General features: G+C 68.1%; 18 protein-coding genes. 8 read left to right on the forward strand and 10 right to left on the reverse strand.

Annotated features, from left to right (window positions below):
* Positions 1-277: 277 nt before the first annotated feature.
* The gene (locus tag K6142_RS11020; RefSeq protein ID WP_190244689.1) at positions 278-775 is read right to left on the reverse strand and encodes a Fur family transcriptional regulator; all 498 of its coding nucleotides are present in this window, start codon (positions 773-775) and stop codon (positions 278-280) included.
* Positions 776-1,032: 257 nt separating this feature from the next.
* Entirely contained in the window at positions 1,033-2,049 is a 1,017-nt protein-coding gene (locus tag K6142_RS11025) for a TerC family protein (protein ID WP_190244688.1), read from the reverse strand.
* Positions 2,050-3,431: 1,382 nt separating this feature from the next.
* On the opposite strand from K6142_RS11025, the gene K6142_RS11030 reads away from it, so the two are divergent.
* The 4 genes from K6142_RS11030 (at position 3,432) to K6142_RS11045 (ending at position 7,478) form a co-directional block, all read left to right on the forward strand.
* Positions 3,432-3,791, forward strand: coding sequence for a TraR/DksA family transcriptional regulator (locus K6142_RS11030; RefSeq protein ID WP_012612377.1), 360 nt, complete (start codon positions 3,432-3,434; stop codon positions 3,789-3,791).
* Between the two features lie 393 nt (positions 3,792-4,184).
* Positions 4,185-5,777: a fused MFS/spermidine synthase gene (locus K6142_RS11035; protein WP_190245977.1), complete on the forward strand. Its 1,593-nt coding sequence runs from the start codon at positions 4,185-4,187 to the stop codon at positions 5,775-5,777.
* 97 nt (positions 5,778-5,874) lie between these two features.
* Positions 5,875-6,414, forward strand: coding sequence for a CreA family protein (locus K6142_RS11040; RefSeq protein WP_190245976.1), 540 nt, complete (start codon positions 5,875-5,877; stop codon positions 6,412-6,414).
* Between the two features lie 314 nt (positions 6,415-6,728).
* Positions 6,729-7,478: a hypothetical protein gene (locus K6142_RS11045; protein ID WP_223290478.1), complete on the forward strand. Its 750-nt coding sequence runs from the start codon at positions 6,729-6,731 to the stop codon at positions 7,476-7,478.
* 134 nt (positions 7,479-7,612) lie between these two features.
* On the opposite strand, the gene K6142_RS11050 is transcribed toward K6142_RS11045, so the two are convergent.
* Positions 7,613-7,873, reverse strand: coding sequence for a DUF5334 family protein (locus tag K6142_RS11050; RefSeq protein WP_223290477.1), 261 nt, complete (start codon positions 7,871-7,873; stop codon positions 7,613-7,615).
* 94 nt (positions 7,874-7,967) lie between these two features.
* Positions 7,968-8,840 (reverse strand): peptide-methionine (R)-S-oxide reductase MsrB, encoded by an 873-nt coding sequence (gene msrB, locus K6142_RS11055; protein ID WP_190245974.1) that lies wholly within the window; start codon positions 8,838-8,840, stop codon positions 7,968-7,970.
* Positions 8,841-9,305: 465 nt separating this feature from the next.
* On the opposite strand from msrB, the gene K6142_RS11060 reads away from it, so the two are divergent.
* From K6142_RS11060 to moaA, 4 genes are all read left to right on the forward strand, one after another.
* Complete coding sequence (locus K6142_RS11060; RefSeq protein ID WP_223380847.1) at positions 9,306-10,217, forward strand: formate dehydrogenase accessory protein FdhE; 912 nt, start codon at positions 9,306-9,308, stop codon at positions 10,215-10,217.
* The gene (locus K6142_RS11065; RefSeq protein WP_190244432.1) at positions 10,217-11,050 is read left to right on the forward strand and encodes a formate dehydrogenase accessory sulfurtransferase FdhD; all 834 of its coding nucleotides are present in this window, start codon (positions 10,217-10,219) and stop codon (positions 11,048-11,050) included. Before K6142_RS11060 ends, K6142_RS11065 begins: the two co-directional genes overlap by 1 nt.
* Positions 11,051-11,289: 239 nt before the next feature.
* A complete protein-coding gene (locus K6142_RS11070; protein WP_041728229.1) occupies positions 11,290-11,901 on the forward strand; it encodes a molybdenum cofactor guanylyltransferase in 612 nt (203 codons plus the stop codon).
* Positions 11,902-11,951: 50 nt separating this feature from the next.
* A complete protein-coding gene (gene moaA / locus K6142_RS11075; protein ID WP_223290292.1) occupies positions 11,952-13,091 on the forward strand; it encodes a GTP 3',8-cyclase MoaA in 1,140 nt (379 codons plus the stop codon).
* Between the two features lie 628 nt (positions 13,092-13,719).
* Here the strand turns inward: moaA and K6142_RS11080 are convergent.
* From K6142_RS11080 to K6142_RS11105, 6 genes are all read right to left on the reverse strand, one after another.
* Positions 13,720-15,531 carry a carbon starvation protein A gene (locus K6142_RS11080; protein ID WP_012612366.1) on the reverse strand — a complete coding sequence of 604 codons (1,812 nt, stop codon included), beginning with the start codon at positions 15,529-15,531 and terminating at the stop codon, positions 13,720-13,722.
* A 569-nt stretch (positions 15,532-16,100) separates the two neighbouring features.
* A complete protein-coding gene (locus K6142_RS11085; RefSeq protein WP_190244431.1) occupies positions 16,101-17,912 on the reverse strand; it encodes a LytS/YhcK type 5TM receptor domain-containing protein in 1,812 nt (603 codons plus the stop codon).
* A gap of 133 nt (positions 17,913-18,045) precedes the next feature.
* Positions 18,046-18,828, reverse strand: a complete 783-nt coding sequence (locus K6142_RS11090) for a LytR/AlgR family response regulator transcription factor (protein WP_190244430.1) — start codon at positions 18,826-18,828, stop codon at positions 18,046-18,048.
* A gap of 320 nt (positions 18,829-19,148) precedes the next feature.
* Complete coding sequence (locus K6142_RS11095; protein WP_190244429.1) at positions 19,149-19,982, reverse strand: response regulator; 834 nt, start codon at positions 19,980-19,982, stop codon at positions 19,149-19,151.
* Positions 19,963-22,023: an ATP-binding protein gene (locus tag K6142_RS11100; protein WP_190244428.1), complete on the reverse strand. Its 2,061-nt coding sequence runs from the start codon at positions 22,021-22,023 to the stop codon at positions 19,963-19,965. The genes K6142_RS11095 and K6142_RS11100 overlap by 20 nt, the downstream gene beginning before the upstream one ends.
* Entirely contained in the window at positions 22,020-23,378 is a 1,359-nt protein-coding gene (locus tag K6142_RS11105) for an ABC transporter substrate-binding protein (protein ID WP_411722705.1), read from the reverse strand. Before K6142_RS11105 ends, K6142_RS11100 begins: the two co-directional genes overlap by 4 nt.
* Positions 23,379-23,494: the final 116 nt, after the last annotated feature.

Below are 23,494 nucleotides of genomic sequence, written 5' to 3' on the forward strand. Positions count from 1 at the left end.
GATGGGTGTCAGCCGGGGGGGATAGGGTGCCAGTCGGGTGCCAGTCCGGTGAGACGGCGCTATAGTAGATGATAAAAATAGCTTTGTAATAATTATTATCCACAAGCGGGAGCAGCTGTCAACGAAAAATGAAAAGGCCCGGCGGACCGGGCCTGGGTTGGGCATGGGTGGGCGCGGATCAGGCCCGTGTCAGGTTCGGATCAGGTTCGGGTCTGGTCTGACGTCGTGCGGAGTGCCCTGTCGCGGCAGGGTGTTGTGTGCTTCGGCGTGCGGGCGCTCAGCCCCGGAGGGGGGGCGTGTCGGCTGGCGTGTCGGGCTGGGTGTCCGTATTGGCTGGGTGGGCAGCCCCCCGGCAGGCAGGGCACAGCCCGAACATGTCGAATCGGTGGCTGGTCACGGCAAAGCCCGTTGCGGCGGCCATGCGCGCCACCAGTTCGTCCAGTTCCTGCAACGAATAGTCGGCGATGGCCCCGCAGCGGGTGCAGATCAGGTGGGGGTGCGGTTCCGGGTGCCTGCCGTCGTAGCGGCTGCCCAGTTCGCCAAAGCCCAGTTCCAGCACCTCGCCGTCTTCCTTCAACAGGGCGATGGTCTTGTACACCGTGGCCAGGCTGGTGGTGGGAAAGTCCGGCAGGATGGACTGGTGCAGTTGTTCCACCGTGGGGTGGCCGTCGTGTTCGATCAGGGCGCGGACGATGGCCACCCGCTGGGGGGTGAGCCGGTGTCCGTTGTCGCGCAGGCGTTCCAGCAGGGAGGCGAGGCGGGTGCGGGTATCCATGGGGGTGCCGGTGCATTCCGGAGCCGGGGCGGTTGTCGAGGATGCGTCGTTGTGGCCCGTCGGACCAGTTCCGATCAGTTCGCGCAGTCGTGTCCAGTGGTGTGCAGGCGCGTGCCGTCGTGTGCCGTCGTGTGCCGTCGTGTCCAGTCGTGTCCAGTCGCGACTGCCCCGCCAGTGCAGCCCCCCTGGGGTGCAACTGCGGGGCAGACGGGGAACAGTTGTTTCCGGATAAAGAATATTCCGTGGCAATAGGGGTGTCAACGCGGGGTCTTGCCGGTGTTGTCGGTAGACCGTTCATTTTTGCGCGGGGTGCCCGGCACCCAACCCAGGGGCGGAGCGGCCTGTGCCGCCGCGCCCGCGCCGCGTGTCTTTACCATGGAAATCAGCATGGACCCGGCGATTATGCCGAAGGTCACCAGCAGGGCCGCGCCAGTGGAAATGATCTTGGCGTCGAAGGCGGCGTTGACGATCATCTTGGCACCGATGAACACCAGCACCAGCGACAGGCCGTACTTGAGATAGCGGAAGCGGTGGATGACCCCCGCCAGGGCGAAGTACAGCGCCCGCAGGCCCAGGATGGCGAACACGTTGGAGGTGTAGACGATGAACGGGTCGGTGGACACGGCGAAGATGGCGGGGATGGAATCCAGCGCGAAGACCAGGTCGGAGAATTCTATGATTACAAGCACCACCAGCAGCGGGGTGGCGTGCAGCAGGCCGTTCTTGCGCACCACGAAATGCCCGCCCTCGTATCCTTCCGTCAGGCGGAAGTGGCGGCGGAACAACCGCACCACCCGGTTGCCGGAAAGGTCCGGCTCGCTGTCGGCCGCCAGCAGCATCTTGATGCCGGTGATGACCAGAAACCCGCCGAACACGTAGATCACCCAGTGGAAGGCATTCAGGATGGCCGCCCCGGCCAGGATAAGCCCGGCGCGCATGGCCAGCGCCCCCAGAATCCCCCAGAACAGCACCCGGTACTGCAAGGCGGCGGGCACCGCGAAATGGGTGAACACCAGCACGAACACGAATATGTTGTCCACGCTCAGGCTTTTTTCGATGAGGTAGCCGGTGATGTATTCCAGCCCCTTCTGCTCGCCCATGAACATGAACACGCCGCCGCCGAAGGCCAGCGCCAGCGCGAAATAGGCAAGGCTCATCCACAGCGCGCCGGACAGGGACATCTCCTTGTCCTTGCGGTGCAGCACGCCAAGGTCGAAGGCCAGCAGAACGAGCACGAAGAGGTTGAAGCCGCCCCAAAGCATGTAGCCGGACATGAAGGTTCTCCCTGTCATGGTAGGTAGAGTGGTGTCCCACGGGGTGACGTGGAGCGAAACCGCGCGCCCGACCCGTGCGCCTGACCTGCGCGCCTGACCCGTGCGCCTGACCTGCGCGCCCGACCCGTGCGCCTGACCTGCGCGCCCGACCCGTGCGCCTGACCTGCGCGCCCGACCCGCGCGCCCGACCCGTGCGCCTGACCTGCGCGCCTGACCGCGCCATGCGGCTGCTGTCGGGCGGGTACGCTTTTCGATGTTCGCAATCTAGCAGGATGACGGCACGGAAGCAACTCGGCAGCCGGAGGAGGCGTCGGCAGCCTTGCCGGGTGGTGTGCCCGCCATCGCAAGGGGCAGGGGGTCCGGCAACGGATTGACGCGTGGCCATCACGCCGTTGCGCAATGTTTTGCACCGTGCGGAAAAGAAACGCATTTTGGCTTGCGCGACGGACCATCCCGGACTATAGCGCATGCAACGGGGACCGCATTGCGCAGGCAGGCGCCCAGGGCGCCGTACCTCGCCACCTTCAACCGTCGCAGAAGGATGTCCGTTAGATGAGGTACTTGTTGCTGGCCATCATCATTCTCACTTCGGCCCTGTTCACATTCGTCCATGCGCAGAACGAGGTAGCGCGCGGTGCCGCGGCATCCGCGCCCTTTGAAGCCACGCAGGACCGCTGAGCCAATCCGGCGCACCACGCCGGGCGAACGCGCCGACCAGTCTCCGGGCTGGTCGGCGCGTTCCGTTTTTTTCGGGCGCCCGGCCCCGGATGCTCCAATCCCCGGCCCGGCGACGCCCCGATTTCCGGTACCCCTGAACACGAACAGGCCGAATGCTGGCAACAGCTGTTGTGGCCCGTCCCGGCTGCGGCCCGCTCCGGCTGCGGTCCCGGCCCTGTGGGGCAGAACGCTGCGGGCGGCGTGCTGTCCGCGTCGAACGCAAGATAATTCATGGTGTTGTGCAGTGCCGGTGCAGCGTGGCGCGAAGCGTGGAACAGGTGGCGCAGCAGGGCTTGCATTGGGCGCGGGATGATGTATAGTAAGGCCGTTGCGTCCGAAACAGTTCTTTCGCGAAGCACACGGAATTTATCCTCACAAGGCCAGCAAGGAATATCCCATGCGTTTCATTTCCCTTTCCGTCCGCGCCACCGCATTCACCGGTTCCGACCGGTTCTTTGCCCGTGGTGAACGCGTCACCGGGACAGGGGGGGGCGCATAGCGGCATTCTGCACGCACACGCAACACGCGGCCCCGTCCACCACCTTGGTAGACGGGGCTTTTTTTTCACCCCACCCGACAAACTTGCCCCAAGGGGCACCCGGCGCCTGGCCGCCCCCCCGCGCATTGCGCGGGCAGGGCCTGGGCCGCGCCGAAGGAGGAACGACATGCGCGAAGAAACCATTGCCGTGGTACGGCGCAGGCTGAAGCAGGAAATCCGCGACCTGCGCGAGGCCCTGGACCGCTGGCGCGGCTTGCAGGGCGTGGAGGATGCGAGCGACCCCGAGCGGATGCCCGACGTGGAAGGCATGACCTACCGGTCGTGGAAGCAGCGTACCGAAACACGCTTGCAGGTGCTGCGCGCCACGCTGGAGAGGCTGGACGACGAGGACTTCGGCTACTGCGACGACTGCGGCAACGAGATTCCCGCCGCGCGGCTGCTGGCCGTGCCCACCACCACCCGCTGCGTGCACTGCATGTCCGCGCGCGAAGAGCGCGGGGCGCAGGCCCGGCCCATGGTGTTTTGACAAGGGGGCTCCGCATTGGCGGAGCCCCTTTTGCGTGCCCGACCGTGCCCGCACTTGTGGCGGCAGGCGCGTTGCTTTATGCCCCGATGCGAAGGCCGTCGTGCCCGGTGCCGACCGCGAAATCGCTTCGGTCCGCCATGCTCCGCCGCGCAGCGGAGACGCGAAAGGGATGTGGCGTACCCCTGCCGGGCACGGCGACCTTCCCTTTCATGTACGGGGCAACGCCTCGCACGACCGTGCGCGACCGCGCACGGCCGGCCTGTTTATCCGCCAGTCCCCGCCCTTTCCGCCGCCGCCCCGTTGCCTCGCCGCCCCGCCCCCTGATACAGCAAGAGCACGGCATCCCCCCGCATTCTCTCTCTTCCCCCATTCCCCGTTCCCGCAGGAGGCCCCATGCTCGACGCGATCATGTTCCTGTCCGGCACCATGGTCATGGTGCTCGAAATGGTGGGGGCGCGCCTGCTGGCCCCGCACCTTGGCACCTCGGTCATCGTCTGGACCAGCCTCATCGGCGTGGTGCTGGCCAGCCTGAGCGCGGGCTACTGGCTGGGCGGGCGCCTGGCCGACCGCACCCTGTCGCGGCGCACCCTGTCGCGTATCCTGGCCGGGGCCGCGCTGTCCGTGCTGGCCGTGGCCCTGGCGCATGGCCGGGTGGTGGGCTGGGTGGCCGGGGCGCTGGATTCGCTGCATGTGGCCGCCGTTGTGGCCGCCGTGCTGCTGTTCGCCGTGCCGGGCGTGCTGTGCGGCATGGTGTCGCCCTACGTGGTGCGCCTGGCCCTGTCGGACATGGACACCTCTGGCGCGGTGGTGGGGCGGCTGTACGCCGTGTCCACCACGGGCAGCATCCTGGGTACCTTTCTGGGTGGCATGGTGCTGGTTTCGTGGTTCGGCAGCACGCTGATCCTGCACGGGGTGGCCGCCTGCCTGCTGGGGGCCTCGCTGCTGGCGCACCCCCGCGCGCCGCTGGCCCGGCTGGCGCTGCTGGCCGGGGTGGGCGCGCTGGCCTGGGCCTCGCACGCCTATGCCGCCTTTGCCGAACGCTACTACGGGGTGCGGGTGACCGAGACGCCGTACAACCACATCCGGGTCTACGACGCCACCCAGGCCGGGCGGCCCCTGCGCCTGCTGGCCACCGATCCGGGGCGTTACCAGTCCGCCGCCTATCCCGACGACATGGCCGAACTGGCCCTGCCGTACACCCGCTTCTACGCGCTGGGCCCGGCGCTGGTGCCCGGCGCGCGCCGGGTGCTCATGCTGGGCGGCGGCGGGTATTCCGTGCCCAAGTGGCTGCTTTCCGGGCGGGCCGGGCTGAACGCGGATACGCTGCGGGTGGACGTGGTGGAACTGGACCCCGGCATGACCGGGGTGGCCCGCCAGCACTTCGGCCTGGCGGACGACGCGCGGCTGCGCATCTTTCACGAGGACGCGCGGGCCTTCCTGAACCGGCGGGCGCAGGCCCGGGCCGGGCAGGGTGCCGGTGCGGCCAGTACGGCAGAGGCAGGCGTCTCCGGGGATGGGGGCGCCTTGGGGGATGGGAGCGGCGCGGCCCGCTACGACCTGATCTTCACCGACATCTTCAATTCGTACTATTCCGTGCCGTTCCATGTGGGCACGGTGGAGGCGGCCCGCCGCATGCGCGCGCTGCTGGCCGACGACGGGGCCGTGGTCATGAACATCATCTCCGCCGCAGGGGGCGAGGACGGGCGGCTGTTCCGGGCCATCCGCGCGGCGTTCGCCGCCTCGTTCGCGGATGTGCGGGTGTATGCCGTGGCCACCGCCGATTCCGTGGACTACGTGCAGAACCTGATGCTGGTGGCTCGCCCGACAGGAGGGCCGTCGGAGGTGCCCGCCGCCGCCCTGACACCCGAGGTGCGCGAGATGCTGGCCCGTAGGCTGGAACTGCCCGCCAGCGACGACGTGCCCCCGCTGACCGACGAATACGCCCCGGTGGAGCGGTATGCGCTGGGACTGGTGCGCTGGCGATAGGCGCTTGCCGCCATTCCAGCCTTGCATAGTCCGCGCGATGCGTTATCCTGAAAGCTGGTTGCGTTCATCCGACGTCACGAAGCCCAAGGAGCACCCCATGCATCTCCGTACCCGCACCGCCCGCCCCCGCGCCGTGGCCCTTGCCGCCGCCCGCGACGACACCTTTTTCGCTGCCCTGCTGGCCTCCGTCGTGCTGCTTCTGCTGCTGGCCATGCTGGCCCTTGCCGCGCCCGCGCGCGCCGACGACAGCGAGGTGGGCTGCGTGACCACCGAATGGAAGCTGCTGGGCGCCAACCATCAGGTGTGCGTCTTCGCCTTCCAGGATCCGCGCATTCCCGGCGTGTCGTGCTTCATCAGCCAGGCCAAGACCGGCGGCATCAGCGGCAGCCTGGGCCTGGCGGAAGACCCGTCCAACTTCTCCGTTTCGTGCAGCCAGACCGGCCCCATCACCATTCCGGACAAGCTGCCCGCCAAGGAAAACGTGTTCAAGGAATCGACCTCGGTGTTCTTCAAGGCCACGCGGGTAACCCGATTGTGGGACAAGGACCGCAACACCCTGGTCTACCTGGCGGTAAGCCGCAAGATCATCGACGGATCCCCGTACAACTCGGTGTCCACGGTGCCGGTGCGTCCGTAGATGGCACGCAGGAGGCACGCCAGCGCCTTCGGCGTACCTCCCGGCGTTCCCGTCCCGTTTTTCTGCCCGGCATGACTGCACGGCCCGTCGCAATCGCGGCGGGCCTTTGTGCTGCCAGAAGCTGTCTGCCAGAAGCTTTGTGCCAGAAGCGTTGTGGCGAAAGCTGTCCGGCAGGGACTGTCCGGGCATGCCTGGCCCCGGGGGCGAATCAGGGTTTGCCCATGGCGCTGTGGGTGCGCTATGCTGCGTGGCGGGGAAGGCCGAATCACGCCCGGTGCCGCGTGCACGGGCACGGAGGTAGCCGGATGCAGGACATGTACGGGATGCGGGCCGCGTCGAGGAAGGCGTTGATCGTGTCGTGCCTTGCCGTGGCGGTCCTTTGGTGGGCCGTGGAGGCGCGGGCGGGCAGCGTCAGTGACTATGCCGGGGACATGGTGTCGCTGGACGCGGCAGGCAAGGTGGAGAACACCAGCCGCCTGTTCTTCTCCGGCGGCAAGGCGCGCGTGGAGATACCCGCGCAGGAAGACATGGGGCCCATGGTGATCATCGTGCGGCCCGACCGCAAGGTGCAATGGATGATCGACGTGAAGGCCAGAACATACTTCGAGCAGCCGCTGGACGAGAAGGCACTGGCCGGCATGAACCGGGGCGGTGCGCCTGCCATGCCCATGGGCGAGAGCACCGTGAAGGAAGAGCCGCTGGGCAGCGAAAAGGTGAACGGCTACGACACGCGCAAGAAGCGGGTTACCGTTACCTCCAGAATGATGGGCCATGCCCGGACCTCGGTATCCACGGTGTGGACGGCCGACGAGTTCGACGTGCCCCTGCGGGAGCGCGGCGAAACGGGCGAGACCGAGGAATTCCGCAATATCAAGGTGGGGGCGCAACCCGCCGCGTTGTTCGAGGTGCCCCAAGGGTACACCCGGAGCAAGAACATGCCCGGCATGCCGGATATGTCGGGTATGCCTGACATGAAGGACATGCCGGGCATGCCAGATATGAAGGACATGAAGGCGCTGGAAGGCATGGGAATGCCGCCGGGCATGAAGCTGCCGGGGCAGTAGCCGCAAGCGGCAGAGAGAAGGCAACACAAGGGCCGGGCATGAAAATGCCCGGCCCGCGTGGTGTATGGCGGTGGGGAGCCCATTGCAGGCGCCCCGTGGTGCGTCCAGGGGATAACCCTGCGGACGGATGCGCCCTAGCGGGCTTCCATCACCAGGATGCGCGTGCGCCCGGTGTCGGACTCGCGCACCGTGAGTTCCACGGTGCGGGCGTTGTTCTTCACGGCGTCCACCATCAGCGTGGCTGTCTCCTTGGTGTCGCAGTCGAACACGTCGACGATCTCGCCGCGCATGGGCACGGCGTCCACGTCGACTTCCACGAGATGGCCCGATTCGGTGTCAAAGCCGTCCCACGCCATGGCGGCGCAGGGCAGGGTCAGGGACAGCAAAGCGGCCAAGGCGAACGGTCGGACGAGCGGGCGGATGGTGTGCTTCATCCGGCCCGTGTAGCAGAGCCGGAAGGGGGCGGCAAGTGCGTATTTTGTCGGCTGGTTACGGCAGCATCCCGAGGAATTCCCCGTAGCCCTCGGCCTGCATGGCCTCTTGCGGGACAAAGCGCAGCGCGGCGGAATTCATGCAGTAGCGTTGCCCCGTGGGGGCCGGGCCGTCGGGAAACACGTGCCCCAGGTGCGACCCGGCAATGCGGCTGCGCACTTCGGTGCGCACCATCCACAGGGTGCGGTCCACGTGCTCGGTCACCGCGTCCGGGGCCACGGGCCGGGTGAAGCTGGGCCAGCCGGTGCCCGAATCGTACTTGTCGGACGAAAGGAACAGCGGCTCGCCCGACACCACGTCCACGTAGATGCCCTGGCGCTTTTCGTCCCAGTATTCGTTGTGGAAGGCGCGTTCGGTGCCTTCCTTCTGGGTGACCTCGTATTGCAGGGGGGTGAGGCGGGCGCGCAGTTCCTTGTCTGCGGGCTTGGAAAAGCGCTGCCATGGTGCGGATGTGGTCATGGGAATGTCTCCCTTGATCCCGGATGCGTCGTGTCTGGCGTCTGGCGCGGTATGGGGCGCGATGTCCGGCGCGGCGTTCGGGGCGTGTGTCGGAAGGGGGGCGGCATCGGATGCGGCCATGCCGGGCACCGTTGCGCCGGATGCCGATGTGGGCTGCTGCGCCGCCACGCCCGGCTGGCCTGCCAGCAGGGCGAACAGCAATACGGCCAGCAACAGCCAGAGCAGGTCGGGCAGGCCTTCGCGCGTGCGGATGCGGCCATGGGCGGGGAGAGACCCGGCGGCGTCCGCCGGTTCCCGGCCGGGACGATGGTGCCGGGCGCGCGTCAGGCGGGCGGCAACGCGCGAGAGCAGGCGCGGCCTGGCGCCCGGAGAGCGGCGGGTGGGACGTGCCGTGGAGTGGGTAGCGAACATGCGTGCCTCCCGGCGGTGCTTTTGCGCCGCCTTGCCGTGGCCCTTGCCCGATCCCGCGCGTTCTGGAGTGGCGTTCCGGGCGAGGCTGGCTTCTTTTACACAGGTAGAGCCTGCCGGGACGGTGTCAAGGCGGGTGCCGGGCGGAGGGGAGATGGGCCGACCGGAGGGGAAGTGGGCCGGACCGGAGGGGAAGTGGGCCGGACCGGAGGGGAAATGCGCCGGTATGGTTCACAGAGGCGCGGAACATGGTTACCGTAACATCCCGGCCCGGAGACGGACCGCCCGAAACGGCACCGGTCCGGTGCAAGACCTTGCGCAGGAGCCTCTGCCATTGAACGGGTTCGCCAAGGGCTGTAGGGTGCTTGTCAGGGTGTGTCCGCAACAGGCACGGCCTGCCGGAAAATCGTGACCGGCAGGGCCGCCTGCCGAGGCCGTACCCCATCCACGTTCCACCCAGGAGAACGCATGACCTTCGATTTCGACCGTGAGCTGCAACGCCTTGAAGGCAAGCTGAAAGCCCTGCGCAGCAAGGAATACATCCCCGATGCCCTGCTGGAGATCGTGGCGCGCACCGCCGCCATCCAGTTGGAGGCCCGCGCCGCCGCACAGGCAGGCCCGCTGCCGGAACTGGCCACGCCCGAGGCCCACGCCCAGGGCGCGCCGCTGCTCCCGCGCGACGCCTTCCCCTACGACAGGGCGCGCACGGCGGCCACCTTCGGTCGCCTGCTGGCCATGATGCGCGCCGCCGGGGGCAGCCTTGGCGCCGCCGCCGAGGTGGTGCGCGAGGCCATGGAAAAGGGCGAGCTTGCCGTGGAGGACGCCTGCGACGCGGCCCTGCGCGACGATTCTGCCTGGTTCGACGCCTGGGCCCTGCGCCTGAACGATGCCCCCAGCCTGGTGCGCTTCCTGGCCATGGGCAGCGTTGTGCCTTCGGTGGAAGTGCTGGCCCAGGCGGTGGCGGCGGAACAGGCCCGCCGCACCGGCGCGGACCAGCCGGGCGCCACCCCGGTGGTCTGGCAGCACGGCCACTGTCCGGTGTGCGGCAGCGCGCCGCTGGTGGGCCGCCTGGTGGGCAAGGAAGGGGCGTTGCACCATACCTGCTCGTTCTGCCGCCACGAATACCGCGCCAAGCGGTTGCAGTGCCCGTTCTGCCTGGAGAACGAATCGAAGAATCTCGAATACTTCACCGCCGACGGCGAACCCGGCTTTCAGGTGCACGTCTGCACGTCGTGCAAGGGGTATATCAAGGTGGCGGACTTCCGCGAATTCGACCGCATCTCCATCCCGGTGTTGGACGACCTGGAGTCGCTGGCGCTGGACATCGTGGCGCGCCAGCAGGGTTACGCGCGGCCCACGGCGTCGGCCTGGGGGTTCTGATGGCCGGGCGCGACGCGACGCAACTGCCAGCAGGGGCCGTTCCGCGCCAGGTTTCCGTGCGCCGGTACAAGGACGCGGCCTGGGGCGACATGGACGATGTGTTGAGCCGTGAAGTGCCGGTGCGCGTTGAATGGGGGCCGGAACCCTCGGACGCGGGCGCGGCGGGCACAATGGGCATTGTCGCCGGGTCCACCCGGCTGTGGGCCTGGCCGCACGGCCTGGCCGACCTGGCCCTTGGCCACGTGCTGCTGGACCGGGTGCACCCCGCCGTGACCGGGAGCGAGCCGGGGGCCTGGGGCATCCGCCACGCGGGCACGGTGACCGACATGAGCCGGGACGCGGGCGATGGCGACAACCTTGCCTTTGCCGTGAGCCTGCGCGCCGCACCGGTCGCGGGCGTGCCGCAACCCCCCGCCCCCATGCGGGCCGCCGTCCTGCTGGCCGCCATGCGCGCCTTCATGGGCGAGGAAGGGCTGTGGGACGGCACCGGCTGCTTTCACCGCGCGGGCGTGTACGACCCCGTACAGGGCCGCCTGCTGCGCCGGGCCGAGGACATTGGCCGCCACAACTGCATCGACCGCCTGGCCGGATGGGCCGCACGCGAAGGGGTGGACCTGGCCCCCCGGCTGCTGCTGGTTTCCGCGCGGGTGACGGCCAGCCTGTTCGCCAAGGCGCGCCGGGCGGGGTTTTCGTTCGTCGTCAGCCGTTCCGCCGTGACCACTGCCTCGGTGGACATGGCCACGGAACAGGGCGTGACCCTGGTGGGCTTTGCGCGTGACCGCGAGGAACGCTTTACCGTGTTTGCCGATGCCGGGGGCAGGGTGCTGGAATGAACCGCCACCGGGGCACGGAACACGCGGCGGACATGCCGGGGGAAGGGGCGGACGCCGCCCCCGGCGCTGGTGTCGGCGTGGCGCTGGCCCCCGCGCCGGAAGGCTCGCCGGTTCGTGACGCCGCGACGGTCCGTGAGGATTCCCCAGTCCGTGATGATTCTCCAATCCGGGGGGACTCCCCAGTCCGGCGCGACGCCACCGCCTGCAATGACGCCCCCGTCTGTCATGACGCGCACGGCATTGTCGGCGTGGTGCTGGCGGGCGGGCTGTCCACCCGGCTGGGGCAGGACAAGACCCGGCTGCACCTGCACGGCGAATCCTCGCCGGGCCTGCTGGCCCGCACGGCGGCGCTGCTGCATTCTGTCACCGGCGAGGTCTGGATTTCCTGCCGGGGCAACCGCCCCTGCCCGGTATCCGAAACGGGCGTTGACGGCCCCTACTACCGCCTGAACGACGAGGTGGAGGGCATGGGGCCGTTCGGCGGGGTGATCACCGCCCTGCGCGTGGCGCAGGGGCCGGTGCTGGTGCTGTCGTGCGACCTGCCGTTCATGGAGCGGGCCGTGCTGGAGCGGCTGCTGGCCCAGCGGGCCGTGCGCAGGCCGGGCACGGTGATGACCACCTTCCGGCAGGTGGAGACCGGCTTCATCGAATCGCTGGTGGCCGTGTACGAGTTCGAGGCCCTGCCGCTGTTCCGGCAGGCGCTGGAGGACGGAGAACGCAAGCTGAGCCGGGTGGTGCCGCCGGACCTGCGCGAGCACATTCCCTACGCGGTGCGCGAAGCCCTGCCGTTCTTCAACATAAACTACCCCGCCGACCTCGAAATGGCCCGGCGGATCATCGGCGCGCTGTAGCAGGCATGCCGCACGGGCAGAAGCCCCCGCATCGGCTTCGCGGAAACGCCATGACCAGAACCGTCGTCCTTGCCAGAGATGGAGCCGCTCCCGAAGGGGATGCCGGGGCAGCGGACACCGCGCCCGACAGGGCCACCCTGACCGACACCCATGGCCGCAAGGTGCGCTACCTGCGCCTGTCCGTCACCGACCGCTGCAACCTGCGCTGCTCGTACTGTTGGGGCTGCTCCGAAATGCGCTTCATCCCCCACGACGACGTGCTGCGCTACGAGGAAATGGCGCGCATCGTCGACGTGGCCGTGGAAGAGGGCGTGGAAAAGGTGCGCCTGACCGGGGGCGAGCCCTTCGTGCGCAAGGGGCTGACCGGCTTTCTGGACATGCTGCACCGCCGCCATCCGGCGCTGGACATCCGCATCACCACCAACGGCACCCTGTTGGCCCCGCACGCCGCCGCACTGCGCGGCCTTGGCGTGAGCACGGTGAACATCTCGCTGGATACCTTCCGGCGCGACCGCTTTGCCGCCACCACCGGGCGCGACATGCTGCCCCAGGTGCTGGAAGGCATCCACGCCGCGCTGGACGCGGGCCTGGCCGTGAAGATCAACGCCGTGGCCCTGAAGGGCGTCAACGATGACGAACTGGCCACCTTCCTCGACTTCGCGCGCCGGAATCCCGTTGACGTGCGGTTCATCGAATTCATGCCCATGGGCGGCGGCACCAGCTGGACCGAAGACCAGTTCTGGGGCGCGCCGGACATCCTGTCGGCGGCGGAGCGACTGGCGGAACTCGTTCCCCTGGCCCCCGGCGAACGGCGCAAGGGCCCGGCCAAGCTGTGGGGCATTGCCGGGGGACTGGGCCGCTTCGGGCTCATCACGCCCCTGTCCGACCACTTCTGCGGCGACTGCAACCGCCTGCGCGTGACCCCCGACGGACGGCTGCGCACCTGCCTGTTCTCCGACCGCGAATACCGGCTGCGCCCGTTGCTGCGCCATGCGAAACTGGGCATGGACGCGGTGCGCAAGGTGCTGCGCCTGGCCAATCGCCGCAAGCCCCTGGGCTACCAGTTGCTGGCCAGGGTGCGCGCGGGCCAGCTGGCCGAACTGCGGGGGGCGGGGCAGGATTTGCCCAACGCCCCGTGCGAGGGCGGCACCGCCGTGGCCAACCGCCGGATGAGCGCCATCGGCGGCTAGGCGGAGCGCCATTTTTCCACGGATGAGCGCCATCGGCGGGTAGGCGGAGCGCCATTTTTTCTTCCTCCGTCCGGCAGGTTCCGGACGACGCCCGATAGAACAGACAGTGCAGGCAACGAGAAGGCGGGGTCCGGTGGACCCCGCCTTCGTGCGTTCATGCCGGGCGCACCCGGTGGCGTTCATGCGCCGTGCATCCGGTGTGCCTTCCACCGATATGCGGTTGCGCCGGGGATGCCGCGAAGGCCTTGCGCGTGGACAGAAACAGCCGGAGCGACACCACGGGCACGGTGCTGTTCGACGATGCACCCACGGGCGAAGCATCCGACCCTGAGTGCTGCGGGACTGCGCAGAAAATGCATGGCTGGTGGCCTTTCCGTGTTCCTTTTGCCGGAAGCCCGCAGTGCCGTTTGCATTCGATTGGCGTGAATCGCTTTCCGGAAAAGAGGGGTGCTCGCGCCAGGCGGAAAAAAAGCGCCGCCCGGCATGTTTCCGGGCGGCGCAAGGGGTATGCGGGGGAGGGGCTCCGCCGTGGGTTTCCCGGGCGGTTCCCCGGGGGGCGGATGCCGTGCGGTCTCGGGGTGCACGCGACGACCGCGGGCTGCCGCCCCCCTCGTGGTCCGGGTGTCAGCTATTCGGTGACCACCTGGAGCACTTCCTCGCCGTCCTCGTCGGTCACGGTCTTCTGGATGGCCAGCAACTGCATCCAGCGCTTCACCGTGCCCACGATGACCACCGCCATCAGGCACATGACGATGATGGCCAGCGAGGAGAGCAGGTACAGGCCCTTGGGCAGGTAGTTGTTCATCACGTTCAGGTAGCCGGCCCAGAAGGTGATGACCACCATGGACAGGCCGGGGATGGCGGTCATCCACGCGTACTTGGCCTTGTTCATGCGGATGATCATGGTGGTGCCGATCAGCAGGCCCACGGCTGCCAGCAACTGGTTGGACATGCCGAACAGGGGCCAGATGGTCGAGATGTCACCGGTGTACACCAGGTAACCCCACGACGCGGTGAACAGCGCGCTGGTGATCAGGATGCCGGGCATCCAGCGCTTTTCTGCGAACTTGGGAACCACAGTGCCGATCATTTCCTGCAGGAAGAAACGGCCCACGCGGGTGCCGGTGTCCACGGCGGTGAGGATGAACACCGCTTCGAACATGATGGCGAAGTGGTACCAGTACGACATCAGGTGTTCCATGAACGGGATGGACGAGAAGATGTGCGCCATGCCCACGGCCAGCGAAACCGCGCCGCCGGGACGGCCCTGGATGTTTTCGCCCACGGCCTGGGCCAGGTGGGGCAGGTCCACGGGGGTCATGCCCAGCTTGGCGTACACGGCCGGGGCGGAGTTGATGGCGAAGTAGTCGGCGGGCACCAGCACGCAGGCGGCGATCAGGGCCATGATGGCCACGAAGCCTTCGGTGAGCATGGCGCCGTAGCCCACGAAGAGCAGGTCGCGTTCGTTGCCGATCATCTTGGGGGTGGTGCCGGTGGCGATGATGGCGTGGAAGCCGGACAGCGCGCCGCAGGCGATGGTGATGAACAGGAACGGGAACACCGCGCCGGGGATGATGGGGCCGCCGCCGTTCACGAACGGGGTGATGGCTTCCATCTGCAGGGTGGGATGCACCCAGAAGATGCCCACGGCCAGCGCCGCGATGGTGCCGATCTTCAGGTAGGTGGACAGGTAGTCGCGCGGGCACAGCAGCAGCCACACCGGCAGTACCGACGCGGCGAAGCCGTACACCGGGATGGACAGCGCGATGGTGTGGCGCGACATGTTGAACCACGAGGACAGCACCGGATGTTCCACCACGTACGGGCCGGCCAGGATGGCCAGGGCCAGCAGCACCACGCCGATGATGGAGGCGCCCTTCACGTCGCCGTCGCGCCACACGTGCAGGTACACGCCCATCAGCAGCGCGATGGGAATGGTGGCGAACACGGTGAAGGTGCCCCAGGCGCTGTCGTGCATGGCGTTGACCACGGCGATGGACAGGCCCGCCAGGGTCAGGATGAGGATGAACAGCACCGCGAACGAGGCCACCGAGCCGGTGAACTTGTCGATTTCCTTGGAGGCGATGTAGGCGAGGCTCTGGCCCTTGTGGCGCACCGAGGCGAACAGCACCACGGTGTCATGCACCGCGCCAGCCACCACGCAGCCCACAAGGATCCACAGGGTGCCCGGCAGGTAGCCGAACTGTGCGGCCAGCACCGGGCCAAGCAGCGGCCCTGCCGCCGCGATGGCGGCAAAATGGTGCCCGAAGAGCACGTATTTGTTGGTTTCCACGTAATCGTGTCCGTCGGCCATGCGTACCGCCGGGGTCGGCCTGCCGGGTTTTACCCCCAGGACCGTGCGGGTCAGGAAAAGCCCGTAGAAGCGATAGGCGATGGCGAAGACGCATAGTGCAGCGAAAACGAGCGTCAAAGCGTTCATCGTGTTCCTCCGTTGATGCTGTCGGTTTGCCAGTGTTCATGGAACACTGGCGGGTGCCCTGTGTGCAGTTTCCAGTTCTTGGGCGAATATTCGGAGGAAAACACGGTTCCTGGCAATGCACCTTGTTGCGATGTGCACTTTTTCATGTGTGGGATGCAGGAAAGAAGGTCCGAAATGCCTTGGCGCGCGGGGAACGGCTTTTTTCATGGCGAAAGAGTGCGCGACCGAGGTGTGCATTCCGAGCGCGTATTTTTATAATACACTTGAAGTAAAGGATATTTTCCGGGGCATGGTCTGCTCCGGGCAAGGCAGGGCGTGTGCGGGCGGGTCCGGGCTTGCTGGGCGGCAAGGGGCGTAACGGCAGGGAGGGGGGCGGGTTGCGCGGGAGGCGTGCGGGGAGGGGAGAAAGGCGGCCTGCAATCCGACGGGTTTCGGATGCAGGGCCATGCCCGGGGTAGACCGGATCAGCGCCAGCACCACCCCCGCCAGCGAGAAGACCTGCATGAGGCGACCGTAAAGAAAATGGCGGCAGGCAGGCGCGGCAACGCGGCGGGCCGCTTTGCCCCGTGCTACTGCAACTGCTGGCGCGGAATGCGGAACGAGATGCGCGTGCCCCTGCCCGGCTCGCTGTCTATGCGCATGGCGTACGAAGGGCCGTACATCTGCATCAGCCGCTGGTTGCAGTTGCGCGCGCCTATCCCGTCACGCAGGCTTTCGACCATGGTGTCGGAGCAGGTCTGCCCGGGCTGGGCCTCGTACGGCGGCTCGTTGCGGGCTTCGACGTACATGTGGGGCGAAAGGTCGCTGGCGTCCGGGGCCAGGATGGCGTTGCGGGTGTCGTCGTCCATGCCCGCGCCGTCGTCCTCCACGGTCACCAGCAGGTGGTCGCCGTCCGCATGGGCCGAAAGGCGCACCAGCCCGCCTTCCTCGCGGGCCAGGATGCCGTGGCGCACGCTGTTTTCCACCAGCGGCTGGATGAGCAGCGGGGGAATCAGCCAGTCGGCGGTGCCGGGGGCAAGGTCGATGTCGGCGCGAATGCGGTCGCCGAAGCGGGCCTGCTCGATGACCAGGTACGAGCGCACCTGCTCCAGTTCCTCGGACAGGCGGATGGCCCCCCGGCTGGAATCGAGGTTGCGGCGCATGTACCGGGCAAGGTCCAGGATCAGGTCGCGGGCCTGGCCGGGCGCGGTGCGGCAGAACGAAGCCACCGTGTTCAGCGAGTTGAACAGGAAGTGCGGGTTGATCTGGGCTTGCAGGCGCCGGATTTCGGCGCGGGCGATGAGTTGGTTCTTGATGCCGATCTCTTCCAGTTCGATCTGGGTGGAGAACAGGTCGGCCAGCCCCTTGGCCAGTTCGAAGCGGGTCTGGTCCAGCGGGCGGTTCTTGGTTCCGTACAGCTTCAGGCACCCCAGAATCTGGCCACCCTTGCGCAGTGGCACGATGATGGCGTCCGTCAGCGGGCAGCCGGGCTGGCGGCAGCCGATGGAATCGCGGTCGCGCACGAACAGCGGCTCGCCCGTTTCCGCCACCCGCCGTGTGGCCATGGTGCGTACCTGAAATCCGGACATGTGGTGATCGTCACCGGCGCCCACGTGGGCCAGCACCAGATCGCCCCCGGTCAGGGCCACGGCGGCCACGTGGGTCTCGTCCAGGATGATTTCCGCCGTGGCCTGGGCGGATGCGCGCGTCAGGCCCGAGCGCAGGTGAGACAGGGTCCGGTTGGCGATGGACAGGATCTGCCGGGCCTGGGTGGAGTCGCGCAGGTCGCGGAAGTGCAGTTGCATGCGCAGGGCCTGCACGAACAGCGCCGCGCCCATGGCGTTGATGAGGATCATGGGCAGGCTGATTACCCGCACCAGTTCCACGGCCTCGGTGAACGGTTCGGCCAGCCACAGCACGAGGCCCATGTGGTAGGTCTCGCCGATCAGGCCCAGGGTCAGGGCCGTGGCCCAGTCCAGCCGCCGTTCCGGAAAGCGCCACGCCACCAGACCGGCCAGTATCCCCTCGCTCAGGGTGGCAAGGCCGCACGGCAGCGCGCTGAAGCCGCCCACGTCGATGAGGTAGCGGTGCCCGGCGGCGATGATGCCCGCCCCTGCTCCCACCACCGGCCCGCCGAACAGCCCGGCGGTGATCACGCCCATGGCCCGCAGGTTGGCGAAGGACTGGAACACGAAGTTGCCGGTGTAGGTGCCCAGGATGCCGAACATGCCGAACATGGCCACCAGCAGGGCAGTGGCCCACAACGGGCGCGAGCGCCCGGGCCCCACCTTGTCCAGCGGGGCGACGGTCATGATGGCGAAGCCCCCGGCCAGCAGCAGGCCGAAGCGCTGGGTCAGGGTAATGAACAGTTCCGGTACGTGGGGGGAAAGTATCGGGTCCATGCGGCCCTCTTCTGGAACATGTTGCGCGCGCACCCGCCGCCGCACGGCGGGCAAGGCCCGCCTGCAAGGGGTGCGCGGCAGGGTCTGGCGGTCAAGGCCCTGCGGCAGTGCGCGGCATTTGCCGTTGTAGTGCCTAGACGCCCAGCCGGGCGCGAAAATCCCGCGCGCGGTTGCGGCTGACGGTGACCTCGGTGCGGTCCGGGTCGTTCATGACCAGGTGGTACTTGCCGTTGATCCACGGCGAAAATTCGGCAATGCGCTCCAGGTTTACCAGCACGGCGCGGTTCACCCGAAAGAACGGCAGCCCGGCCAGGCGTTCTTCCGCCCTGGCCAGCGTGTTCATGTTGTGGCAGGGCAGGCGCCCTTCGTCGGTAACGGCCACGATGCGCTTTTCCTCGGCCTCTATCATCACCACGTCGCGCGTGGGGATGAGGCTGATGCGCCCGCCCTGTTCGATGGCCAGGCGTTCCACCGGCTTGGAGTGCCCCAGCGCGCCCAGCAGGGTGGCCATGGCGTTCTGCAACGGCCGCGTCCCGTCGGTGGCAAGGCGGCCACGCACCCGGTCCAGGCAGCGGGCCAGCCGGGCCGGGACCACGGGCTTCAGCAGGTAGTCGAGGGCGTTTTCCTCGAAGGCGCGAATGGCGTGCTCGTCGAAGGCGGTGACGAAGACGAACAGCGGTCCGGCCTCGCCCGGCTGGGCCTGCGCCTGCGCCTCGCGCTGCACGTGGAAGCCGTCGTGCCCCGGCATCTGGATGTCCTGGAAGACCAGGTCGAACCTTTCTTCCGCCAGCTTGCGCAATGCCTCGCTGGCCGATGCCGCCTCGGCGGCCTCCACGTCCGGGTAGGCCGAGAGCAGGTAGGCCAGTTCGTCCCTGGCGGGGCGTTCGTCATCGACAATGAGGGCGCGGATGGTCATGGCGAGCCTTTTTGTGGGGACGGACCGTTCCGGAAAGAGGACCGCTGGGGCGTGCCGGGGCGCGCTGGCCGCATCGGGCAACGTCAGTGCCAGCCTGGGCCTGCCCGTGCCCGGCCGTGTCCGCCCGTGTCCGACCGCGTCCGGCCGCGTCCGGCCGTGTCAGTCGGACCGCGCGGCGCGCCGACGGTGGCCCCTTTGCGCCTATCTAGCGCCGGGCAGGGGGGCTGTCCAGAGGGGGGGGAAGGGGCCTGAATGAGCGCCGCGCGGACCTGTGCGGCCGCGCGGCGAAAGAAGTGGTTTCGGCGGCTGCGGGGCTGCGGCTATTCCGTCATCGCCGCCACTTCCACCGTGGCGTTGTGGGCAATGCCCACCACGTCGAACACGGTGGAAAGGTTGGGCGACACCCCGCTGATGCGCACCGCGCGGCCCAGGCCTCGGGCGTGGCGCACCAGTTCCGCCAGCACGGCGATGCCCGCGCCGTTCACCGAAACGGACGGTTCGAAATCCAGCACCACGGTGGGCGCGCCGGTCAGCAGCGCTTCTTCGAACACGTGGCGCAGCACCGGTTCCGCCGGGCTGTTCACCGTGCCGCGTATGCGCACCACGGCGGCGCCGTCGTGGGCCGCGTCGGTTGCTGTCTCCGTCGCGTTCGCGACATCCGTGACACCCGTGACATCCGTGACACCCGTGACATCAGGGGCATCCGGCCCCGCATCGCGTGCCGCAGCCGCAGCCTGCAAGTCCACGCCCGGCCCGGCCACCAGACGGATTTCCTCTTCCTTGGCGCGCTTCAGGCGGATGCGTTCCTCGGCCCGGGCCAGGGCGTGTTCCAGCGCCTCGCGCCGTACCGGCTTGTTGATGAAGTCGGTGGCGTCCAGGTGCAGCGCCTCGATGGCCAGTTCCGTGTCGCCGTGGCCGGTGATGACGATGACCTCGCTGCGCGGGTCGGCTTCCTTCAGGGCGCGCAGCACGTCCATGCCGTCGATGCCGGGCATCTTGATGTCGGTCAGCACCACGTCGGGGCGTTCGCGGTCGAAGCGGATCAACCCCTCCTCGCCCGATTCCGCGGCCAGCGGCACGTGCCCCAGCGCTTCCAGCAGCAGGCCGAACATCTTCAGGGTGGGCACCTCGTCGTCAATCACCAGGATGCGCATGGCTGTCGTCCTTTTTGCCGCCGTGGGGCGGGGTATCGCGGTGGGCGGGCAGGCGCACGTGGAACGCGGTGCCCTTGCCCTCCGTACTTTCGATGCGGATGTCGCCGCCGTAGTCGCGCACGATGCCGTACACGATGGACAGCCCAAGGCCCATGCCCTGGCCCGTGACCTTGGTGGTGAAGAACGGCTGGAAAATCTGCTCGCGCAGCGCCTCTGGAATGCCCGCGCCGTTGTCGGACACGGTGGCCACCACGGCGTTGCCGTCGGCCTCGGCCCGGGTGGCGATGGTTATCACCCCGCGCAGTCCGCCATCCTTGCGGGCGCGGTCCAGGATGGCGTCGCGGGCGTTGGTCACCAGGTTGAAGAACACCTGCTGCAAGCGGTTCTCGTGGGCGCGCACCGGGGGCAGCCCCTCGGCCAGGTCCAGCTTCACCTCCACGTTCTGGAGCAGGAACTGGCGCTCCACCAGCGGCAGCACGGCGCGGGTGGGCCGGTTGATGTCCAGCGGCTCGATGACCGTATCTGCCTTGCGACCGAACGAACGCAGGGTGTTGATGATTTCCGTGGCGCGGTCCACCTGGGTGCAGATGTCGCGCGCCACCTCGTGCAGGCGCGATTGCGGCACCGGCAGCCCCTGCTCGATGACCAGCGACAGAAAGTCGCTGCCCATGCGGATGGCGTTGAGCGGCTGGTTCAGTTCGTGGGCCACCCCGGCGGACATTTCGCCCAGCGACTTCATCTTGGCCGCCTGGATGATCTGGGCGTCCTTGTCCATCATTTCGGAGATGTCGGTGGTGGACACGATGATGGCGGGCCGCCCGCGATAGCTGATGGGGCAGGCGTGCAGGTTGACGTGGAACACGCTGCCGTCCTTGCGCACCTGCATGGCCTTGGGAATGTTCAGGCAGCCGCCCGCCGCGTCGCCGCCATCGAACACGGTGTCGAACACGGCGCTGCATTCGCGCATCACGTCGCCGCCCAGCGCGGTGAGCGGCAGGCCGTTCAGCTCTGCGCGGGTGTAGCCGTACATTTCCACGGCGCGCGGGTTGGCGTCCAGAATGCGCAGGTCGGTGCAGTCCACCACGAAAATGGGGTCCGGCCCGCTGTCGAACAGCGAGCGGTACTTGCCCTCCGATTCCTGCAACCGCTTGCGGTACAGCCGGATGGACCACACCATGTTGCGGAACGAGTCGGCCAGCTGGATCACCTCGTCGCCGCCGCGCTTGCGGTAGAACACGCAGGTGGGGCAGCTGTGCAGCCTTTCCGGCGCCTGGCGCGGGCCACGCCGCTGCTCGTCGAAGTGCCAGCAAGGCAGGTCGGTGTTGCTGTAGGCGGGGCAGTCGTGGATGTCCCAGCCCGCGTCGGGCACGTCGAGGTCCACGGCGGTATTGAAGTTGCCGCGCGAAAGATCGTCGGAAATGCGCGTCAGCCGCGTGACCGGCGCGGTGATGTACCGGGCGAGGTAGTGGCTGATGAAGAAGGTTATCACCACCACGGCGGTGATGAAGCCCAGAAAGGTCACCCGCAGCTTGCCCACCAGGCTGTCCATGTGGTCCTTGCTGAGGCCCACGTGCACGTCGCCGATGCGGTACAGCCCCTCCTTCACCGGCACGGCGATGTCGTAGGCCGACACGCCCATCACGTCCACCAGTTCCACGCTTTTGGCCGCGCCGTCGGGCAGGGGGTTGGCCATGCGCAGGTATTCCGGAAACGGCTTGATGAAGGTGTGGGCCAGCACGGTGCCCTGGGGGTCGGTGACGAAGATGTAGGCGATGAACTGGTGCCGTTCGCGCAGCTGGGCCTCGTCGAAGATGAGCCCCACCAGCTGGGCCTCGTCGTTGTCCAGTATGTAGCCCGCCCCGCGCGCCGCCACGCTGTGGGCAATGGCCGCGCCGCGCAGTTCCAGTTCCGCCGTCAGGCCGGATACCAGAATCCACCGGGCCAGCAGGGCGATGGTGCCGCTGATGGCCATGATGACCACCAGAATGGTGATGAAGAACTTCTGTTGCAGCCCCAGGCGCTGGAAGCGGCGCAGGATCATGACCGTGCCTCCGCGCTGCCGGGGGTGGGGGAGGGTGCCGGAGCCGGTACGGAGGAGGCGCTATCCGGACCGGAACCGTTGTCCGGACCGACCGCGCCGCCCGGATCGGGCAGGGGATCCTGTCCGGCCTCGGGGGCTGGCCCGGGCAGGGGGTGCACCTCGCGGAAGTCGCGGATCAGTTCGAACTGCCCGTCGTGCAGCCGGGTGAAGTACACCTGGTTCATGCCCTGCCTGCTCTCGGGCGAAAAGGACACGTAGGTGCTGCCGCCCAGCGGGTAGTCGCGCAGCGACTCCAGGGCCCGCATGAAGCTTTCGCGGGTCAGGTCGCGGCCCGCGCGGCGCAGCCCTTCCACCAGGATGCGCGCGTTGACGTAGCCTTCAAGGCCGATGGTGTTGGGCGTCTCGTCGGGAAAGTAGCGGTGCAGCAGCTGCACGTAGTCGGCGGCGGCGGTCAGCAGGTCGGGGGTTTCCTTGGCGCGCGGGGGCGGCACCACCTGCGACATGGTCACCGGATTCACCGGCGCATTGCCCAGCAGCCGGGCCAGTTCCTCTGCCCCGGTGAACGACAGGCAGTGGAACACCGCGCGCAGGCCCGCCTGTTCCGCCAGACGGATGAACCGGGCCGAGGGCTCGTAGGTGCCCACCATGACCACGGCCTGGGCGTCGGCGGCCAGGATGCGGCGCAGCCCGTCTTCCACCTTGGTGGTGCCGCGCACGTACGAGCCGCGCGCCACCGGGGCCAGGCCCAGTTCGCGCAAGGCTATTTCCGTGCCGGTCAGCCCGTCGAAGCCGTAGGCGTCGTACTGGTAGAACACGGCAATGCGCGTCAGCCCAAGGTCGCGCACCAGATGGCGCACGGCGGCCTTGGTTTCCTGGTAGTACGAGGCGCGCACGTTGAACACGTAGCGGTTGAACGGCTCGCGCAGGCCGTTGGCCCCGGTGAACATGCCCACCAGCGGGATGCGCGCCTCTTCCACCAGCGGCAGCACCCGCATGGTGGTGGGCGTGCCCACGTAGCTGAACAGGGCGAACACGTCGCCCTCGATGAGAAACCGCTGGGTGTTGGCAAGGCAGCGGGGCGGATCGTACCCGTCGTCCACGGCGGTGAGCTGGATGCGCCGCCCGTGCACCCCGCCGGAGTCGTTGATGTGGTGGATGTACGACAGCGCGCCGCGCAGGGTCTGCACGCCAAGGTAGCTGGCATGCCCGGTCAGGGCGAGGGACGAGGCGAGATGGATGGCGTCGTCGGTGACGCCCGGCGCGGCGGCGTCTTCCTGATGGTGAGGATTGTCGGCGTTGCAGGCGGCCAGCAGGGGGGGCAGGGCCAGCAGGCACAACAGGTGAAAAAGGGGCAAAAGGGACAGCAATGACCGCAGGCGGGGCCATGCAGAGCGGCGGGGGGTGCGCGGCGGTGCGGCGGGTGGTACGGGGACGGGGGGCACGGCAGGAACGGACGCGGTGGCCGATGCGC

It is taken from the genome of Nitratidesulfovibrio sp. SRB-5, from assembly GCF_019931275.1.
Lineage (GTDB): Bacteria > Desulfobacterota > Desulfovibrionia > Desulfovibrionales > Desulfovibrionaceae > Cupidesulfovibrio.

What these genes read in the sequence shown, in the direction of transcription:
- K6142_RS11020 (WP_190244689.1), bottom strand. Translation starts at nt 775, where the DNA reads ATGGATACCCGCACCCGCCTCGCCTCCCTGCTGGAACGCCTGCGCGAC.
- K6142_RS11025 (WP_190244688.1), bottom strand. Translation starts at nt 2,049, where the DNA reads ATGTCCGGCTACATGCTTTGGGGCGGCTTCAACCTCTTCGTGCTCGTT.
- K6142_RS11030 (WP_012612377.1), top strand. Translation starts at nt 3,432, where the DNA reads ATGCGCGAAGAAACCATTGCCGTGGTACGGCGCAGGCTGAAGCAGGAA.
- K6142_RS11035 (WP_190245977.1), top strand. Translation starts at nt 4,185, where the DNA reads ATGCTCGACGCGATCATGTTCCTGTCCGGCACCATGGTCATGGTGCTC.
- K6142_RS11040 (WP_190245976.1), top strand. Translation starts at nt 5,875, where the DNA reads ATGCATCTCCGTACCCGCACCGCCCGCCCCCGCGCCGTGGCCCTTGCC.
- K6142_RS11045 (WP_223290478.1), top strand. Translation starts at nt 6,729, where the DNA reads ATGTACGGGATGCGGGCCGCGTCGAGGAAGGCGTTGATCGTGTCGTGC.
- msrB (WP_190245974.1), bottom strand. Translation starts at nt 8,840, where the DNA reads ATGTTCGCTACCCACTCCACGGCACGTCCCACCCGCCGCTCTCCGGGC.
- K6142_RS11060 (WP_223380847.1), top strand. Translation starts at nt 9,306, where the DNA reads ATGACCTTCGATTTCGACCGTGAGCTGCAACGCCTTGAAGGCAAGCTG.
- K6142_RS11065 (WP_190244432.1), top strand. Translation starts at nt 10,217, where the DNA reads ATGGCCGGGCGCGACGCGACGCAACTGCCAGCAGGGGCCGTTCCGCGC.
- moaA (WP_223290292.1), top strand. Translation starts at nt 11,952, where the DNA reads ATGACCAGAACCGTCGTCCTTGCCAGAGATGGAGCCGCTCCCGAAGGG.
- K6142_RS11080 (WP_012612366.1), bottom strand. Translation starts at nt 15,531, where the DNA reads ATGAACGCTTTGACGCTCGTTTTCGCTGCACTATGCGTCTTCGCCATC.
- K6142_RS11085 (WP_190244431.1), bottom strand. Translation starts at nt 17,912, where the DNA reads ATGGACCCGATACTTTCCCCCCACGTACCGGAACTGTTCATTACCCTG.
- K6142_RS11090 (WP_190244430.1), bottom strand. Translation starts at nt 18,828, where the DNA reads ATGACCATCCGCGCCCTCATTGTCGATGACGAACGCCCCGCCAGGGAC.
- K6142_RS11095 (WP_190244429.1), bottom strand. Translation starts at nt 19,982, where the DNA reads ATGCGCATCCTGGTGATTGACGACGAGGTGCCCACCCTGAAGATGTTC.
- K6142_RS11100 (WP_190244428.1), bottom strand. Translation starts at nt 22,023, where the DNA reads ATGATCCTGCGCCGCTTCCAGCGCCTGGGGCTGCAACAGAAGTTCTTC.